The sequence below is a fragment of the Streptomyces sp. NRRL WC-3618 genome (assembly GCF_001280005.1).
Classification (GTDB): Bacteria; Actinomycetota; Actinomycetes; order Streptomycetales; family Streptomycetaceae; genus Streptomyces.
This window is the reverse complement of sequence record NZ_LGDW01000141.1, coordinates 1-5,695: the sequence shown is the minus strand read 5'-3', so window position 1 is coordinate 5,695 and position 5,695 is coordinate 1. Positions and strand designations below refer to the sequence as shown.

The 5,695-nt window shown below is 70.4% G+C and carries 5 protein-coding genes; 1 reads left to right on the top strand and 4 read right to left on the bottom strand.

All coding sequences use genetic code 11. The features are described 5' to 3' along the window. Positions 1–597: amidase family protein (locus ADL01_RS16060; protein ID WP_234354651.1), on the top strand; the 597-nt coding region annotated here is incomplete at its 5' end. Between the two features lie 58 nt (positions 598–655). Here ADL01_RS16060 and ADL01_RS16055 read toward each other — a convergent pair. The 4 genes from ADL01_RS16055 to ADL01_RS16040 form a co-directional block, all read right to left on the bottom strand. Next, positions 656–1,579: an ABC transporter permease gene (locus tag ADL01_RS16055; protein WP_053742677.1), complete on the bottom strand. Its 924-nt coding sequence runs from the start codon at positions 1,577–1,579 to the stop codon at positions 656–658. Continuing rightward, positions 1,566–2,549 (bottom strand): ABC transporter ATP-binding protein, encoded by a 984-nt coding sequence (locus tag ADL01_RS16050; RefSeq protein ID WP_053742676.1) that lies wholly within the window; start codon positions 2,547–2,549, stop codon positions 1,566–1,568. The genes ADL01_RS16055 and ADL01_RS16050 overlap by 14 nt, the downstream gene beginning before the upstream one ends. Positions 2,550–2,595: 46 nt before the next feature. Then, positions 2,596–3,927, bottom strand: a complete 1,332-nt coding sequence (locus ADL01_RS16045; RefSeq protein WP_053742675.1) for a LolA family protein — start codon at positions 3,925–3,927, stop codon at positions 2,596–2,598. 393 nt (positions 3,928–4,320) lie between these two features. Continuing rightward, positions 4,321–5,331 (bottom strand): polyprenyl synthetase family protein, encoded by a 1,011-nt coding sequence (locus ADL01_RS16040; RefSeq protein WP_053742674.1) that lies wholly within the window; start codon positions 5,329–5,331, stop codon positions 4,321–4,323. Positions 5,332–5,695 lie beyond the last annotated feature (364 nt).

The following is a 5,695-nucleotide window of genomic DNA, read 5'->3' as shown; positions in this document are numbered from 1 at the left end:
GGTGCGGTACGGGGGGCCAGTGGCGGCGGCGTGGAGAGCGCGCGACGCCCCCTCACCGCCCTCTGGTCCGACTCCCTCGGGTTCGCCCGCACCGATTCCGGGCCCGCCCTCGTCGCGCACGGCGCCGCGCTGCGGCTCGACGGTGCCGGGATCGTACGGCTGCTGTCGCCGGGCGATGTCCCCGTGCGCCTCGACGACCCGGGGCCGGCCTGGCTGGCGCTGCGCGCGCCGGGCGCGGGCACGAACGCGGACGGCGATGCAGATGGGGGTACGGCAGCGGCGTACCGGCTGCGAGCGGTCAACGACCGGCGGCTGGCGGAGCTGTTCACCCGGGCAGATCTGCTCCTCACCCCCACCACCCCGAACCCACCGCACGGTCACGACGGCCCGGGCGACCGGTACTCGACCGCGCTCACCTGGGCGTTCAACCTCAGCGGCCACCCGGCGGCGAGCATCCCCGCGGGCTTCGGCCCGGACGGCTGCCCGGTCGGGCTCCAGGTGGTGGCCCGGCACGGCGAAGAGGAGGTGCTGCTCCGGGTCATGGCGGAGGCGGAGTCACGGGCGGGACTACGGGCACCCCGGGCGCCGGCCCGGTGACGTACGGAACGCCCCCGACGCGCTCACCCGCGCGAAGGCGATCGCCGGCCCCCGGGGTTCAGGCGGTGATGTCCTTCGTGGTGAACCGTGCCCAGGCCGCCGAGCCGAACACGGCCGCGTACAGGGCTTGCAGGCCGAGGTTCTTCACCAGGTCGTCCCAGTAGACCGGTTCGCGCATCAGGTCGGCGAAGGACAGCCAGTAGTGGGAGAAGAAGTACGGCTGGAGCGCGTGCAGTTGGGGTATCTGGTCGAGGATCTGGATGGTGATGAGCAGCCCGACGGTCGTCGCCATCGCCGCGATGCCGCTGCTCGTCAGGGTGGAGATGAACAGGCCGAGCGCCGCCACGCCGATCAGTGACGCGGCGACGACCAGGGCGATCAGCAGCGCCCGCCCGAGGCCCTCTGTGAAGCTGATGTTCGTACCGGAGATCGTCGTCAGGTCGCCGAGCGGGAAGAGGAACGCGCCGACCGTGAGCGCCGATATCGCCACCACCAGCGTCGCGACCAGGCAGAACGTCAGCGTGGTCGCGTACTTGGTGAGGAGCAGGCGGGTACGGCCGGCCGGGGCGACCAGCAGATAGCGGAGCGTGCCCGCGCTCGACTCGCCTGCGATCGCGTCGCCCGCGATGACACCGATGGCCATCGGGAGGAAGAAGGGGAGGGTCGCCGCCAGCCCCGTGAACACCAGGAACAGACCGTTGTTGCTGATCTGCGAGATGAACGCGGGTCCGCCTCCGGCGGGGTCGGCCGAGGAACCGTCACCCGTCTCGATCTTGACCGCTGTGCCGACGAGGATCGGTACGGCGGCGAGTACGGCGAGCAGTGCGAGGGTGCGCCAGCGGCGGAAGGTGGTGAGGAGTTCGCTGCCGTAGAGGGTGCCTCGGAAGGTTGCTCGGCGGCTGACGGTCCGATGTGGCTGATCGCACCGTTCCTCGCGCCGTTCCTCGCGCCCCTTCGGGGTGCTCGTCTCAGCCCGCGACATCGAAGCCCTCCCCCGTCAGCGCCACGAACGCGTCCTCCAGGGAAGCCCGTTCGACGCCGAAGCCCCGGACCCGGACGCCCGCGCCGACCAACGCGGCGTTCAGGTCGGCGAGTTCACGATCGCCCTCCGGCACCTCGCCGGTCACCCGGTCCTCGGTCACGACCATGTCGGCGACTCCCTGTTCCTTGAGCACGCGGGCCGCGTCCGCCGTGTCGGGCGTCGTCACGACCAGTCGGCCGCGGGTTCCGGCGGCCAGCTCGGCCACCGCGCCCTGGGTGATCAGCCGCCCCTGTGCCATGACGGCGGCGTGCGTACAGACCTGCTCGATCTCGTCGAGGAGGTGGGAGGAGAGGAAGACGGTGGTGCCGTCGGACGCCAACTCCCTTACCAGGGAACGAATTTCGCGCATCCCCTGGGGATCGAGCCCGTTGGTCGGCTCGTCGAGGACGAGCAGCCGCCGCGGCTGGAGCAGCGCCGCCGCGAGACCGAGCCGCTGCTTCATACCCAGCGAGTACGCCTTCGCCTTCTTGCCCGCGGCGGCCGTCAGACCCACCCGGTCCAGCGCCGCCGCGACGCGCGCCCGCCGGGTGCGCGGATCGGCGGTCGGGTCGGCGGAGTCGTACCGTACGAGGTTGTCGCGACCCGAGAGGAAGCCGTACAGCGCGGGCCCCTCGATGAGTGCGCCGACCTGCGGCAGGACGGCGCGGGTGGCGCGGGGCATCGGTCGCCCCAGCACCCGCGCCGTGCCCGACGTCGGCTCGATCAGGCCCATCAGCATGCGAATCGTCGTCGTCTTGCCGGAGCCGTTGGGCCCGAGGAAACCGAACACGCTGCCCGCCGGGACGGTGAGGTCGAGGGCGTCGACGGCGAGTTGTCCGCCCCGGTAGCGCTTGGTGAGGGCGCGGGTGACGATGGCCGCGTCGTCGTCCCGGTGCGCCTCGTGCGGCTCCGTGGCGGACAGTTCCTCCATGGGCTCCCTCAATCGTCGTGCTCCTACGGCGCTTCCCTTACGGGAGTCACTTGGCCGTGTTCGCCGCCTTGACCAGGGCGTCCTTCGTGACGGCACCGACGTAGAGCTGGCCGTCGTCCGTCATCAGGGCGTTGATCAGGCGGGTCTTGAAGACCGTGCCGGAGCCGAAGTCGCCGGAGACCTTGTCGCCGAAGGAGCTGAGGAAGCCGCCGAACATCCCGGCGTCGGGCGAGGCGTCGTCACCCGACGGCAGACCGCCCTCGGCCCCGGAGTCGAACACGGCGATGGAGTTCCAGCCCTCGCCGATGACCTTGCCGTCGGCGCCGGCGCCTGCGGCCCCCTCCGGCCACCCGTGACCGTCAGGCCCCCGGTGGTCGCCGTCGAACTTCTCACCGAACTCCTTGCCGAACTCCTTGCCGAAGTCCTTGCCGGGCGCCTTCTCCGGCGCCTTCTCGGCCTTGCCCATGCCCTCCTCGGTGACCTTCGTCCCCTTGGGCGGGGTGAAGTCGAAGGTGGAGGCGGCGGGCTTGGCGAAGTCGACGTCGACGAAGCCGGCGTCCACGACAGCGGCGCCGCCGCTCGCGGGGGTGAGCGTGAACTTCAGCGGCGTCCCGGTCTTCGAGTCGACGGCGACACTGATCGCCCCGACGGTGGATCCGGACGCCTTGGGCTTGATGACGAGCTTGTACGCGTCCCGGCCGGCGACCTGGGCGGTGCCGTCGACGGTCACGGAGGTCGTGGCGTCGACCACCTTCAGGGCGTCCTCGGCGAGCTGTCCGGGCGTGGCGGGCGCGTCGTCGCCGGGCCGGGCCTGGTCCTTGCCCATGTCGTGCATCCGCGCGGATTCGGGAGCAGTCGCGTGGTAGGCCTCGTTCGACGCGCTGTCGTACGCCCACACCTCGTCGCCGTTGTGGATCACGCTGTACTCGGCGGCCTTCTCCAGCAGCGACACCTTCTGCCGGTCGGGTCCGTCCGCGGCGACCCGTACGGTGTGCGTGCCGGAGGCCAGTTCGAGGAGCTTGGCGCTCGGATCGGCGGCCGACCCCTTGCCGTCGGGATCCCCGCCGAGGCCGCCGCCCGACAGAAGTCCGCTCTCCAGACCGCCGAGGTTGGGCAGCCCCAGATCCGTACTGATCTTCACCGTGCCGGACAGTTGCTGTACGTCCGACGCGGCGATCTTCTCGATGAGTTCCTGCGCGCTGATCTTCGGCAGATCGGGGTCACCGGAGCCGGCGAACGCCGGTACCAGCCCGATCGTCGCGACCGTCAGACCGATCACCACGGCCGGGGCGGCGTACCGCGCGGCGCTGCGGCGCCGGGACGGCACGTCCTCGGCCTCGATCCGATTCCCGGCGTTGGCCTCTTCGTACGGTGCCATGTGTGCCTTACCTCCGTCGTCGGCGGCGGCTGTCCGTCTCACACTTGTCCACCCTCAGCCGCCATTCTCACCCGAACCGGTGAGGAGTGGTGGTTTCCATCTCACCAAATCGACGACGACGAATCGTCAGACCTTGGGCTCAACTCCACGTACTGCTACGGGATGACATGAGGAGGAGAACCTCCCGTATCCCGTAGGGGACCGACGCCTCACCAGTAGGGGACCGGCGGGGACAGGCGCGTGCTCCTCAAAGCCCCTACCCGCACCCTCCAGTCGAAGCCCGCCACCTCAGCCCGTCCGGCGGTTGAGGACAAGGCCCGTTCAGGGCCGAAGCGGGAGTCCGGGGGCGGCAGCCCCCGGGATGGGACGGCCAGGGCGGCGGGGGCGACCCCCTCACCCAGCCCGATGCACCACCGCATCGCACATCTCCAACAACGCGGCCTTCGCATCGCACTCCACCAACGGCGCCAACGCGGCCCGCGCATCCTCCGCGTACCGCACCGTGTCCCGCCGAGCCTGCTCCAACGCCGGATGCGCCCGCAGCAGACCCAGCGCCTCCGCATGCCGCGCATCGTCACTCAGATCGGAGTCCAGCAGTTCACACAGCGCGACATCCTCGGCCAGCCCCAGCCGGGCGACCCGCTCCCGCAACCGCAGCACGGGCATCGTGGGAATGCCCTCGCGCAGATCCGTCCCCGGCGTCTTCCCCGACTCGTGGGAGTCGGACGCGATGTCCAGAACGTCGTCCGCGAGCTGGAAGGCGACCCCGAGCCGCTCCCCGTACTGGGTGAGCACGTCCACGACACCGTCGTCGGCACCGGACATCATCGCCCCGAACCGGCAGGCCACGGCCACCAGCGACCCGGTCTTCCCGCCCAGCACGTCCAGGTAGTGCTCGACAGGGTCCCGCCCGTCCGACGGCCCCGCCGTCTCCAGGATCTGCCCGGTCACCAGCCGCTCGAACGCCTCCGCCTGCACCCGGACCGCCTCGGGCCCGAGGTCGGCGAGGATGTGCGAGGCCCGCGCGAACAGAAAATCCCCGGTGAGGACCGCGACGGAGTTGCCCCAGCGCGTGTTGGCGCTGGGCACCCCGCGCCGGACCTCGGCCTCGTCCATGACGTCGTCGTGGTACAGCGTCGCGAGGTGGGTCAGCTCCACCACCACCGCGGACGGCACGATCCCCGGCGCGTGCCGGTCCCCGAACTGCGCCGCGAGCATCACGAGCAGTGGCCGGAACCGCTTACCGCCGGCCCGTACGAGATGCTGCGCCGCCTCCGTGATGAAGGGGACCTCGCTCTTGGTGGCTTCGAGCAGCCCTTCCTCGACAGCCGCCAATCCGGCCTGGACATCGGCTTCGAGAGCCTGGTCCCGCACGCTCAGCCCGAACGGCCCGACGACGGTCACGAGGGATCTCCTGTCTGCTGTGTCTGCTGGCGGTCACACGGTGTGTCGATAGGTCGCTGCCATCACTCGAGTCAGCGTATCCGGTCACGTTTCGATCACCGCGAGCGCCCGCCCGTCCAGGCCAGGCGCTATCGGATCACGACCGGAATGTTTTTGATCAGTCCAAAGCATGGACGTTTAAAAGCACCCCTCACCCCATCAGTGAGCGCCATACGCGTACCTCACCTCGCTCCTACCCCCAGCCGCGACCCTCACCACGACAACGACGCGCATCGAGCAAGAGGTTCCGCACTCGCACCGGACACGCACCCCAAAAAGCCCTAAGTACCCCAAATCAACCAATCACCCCCTCGACATCCGCCCC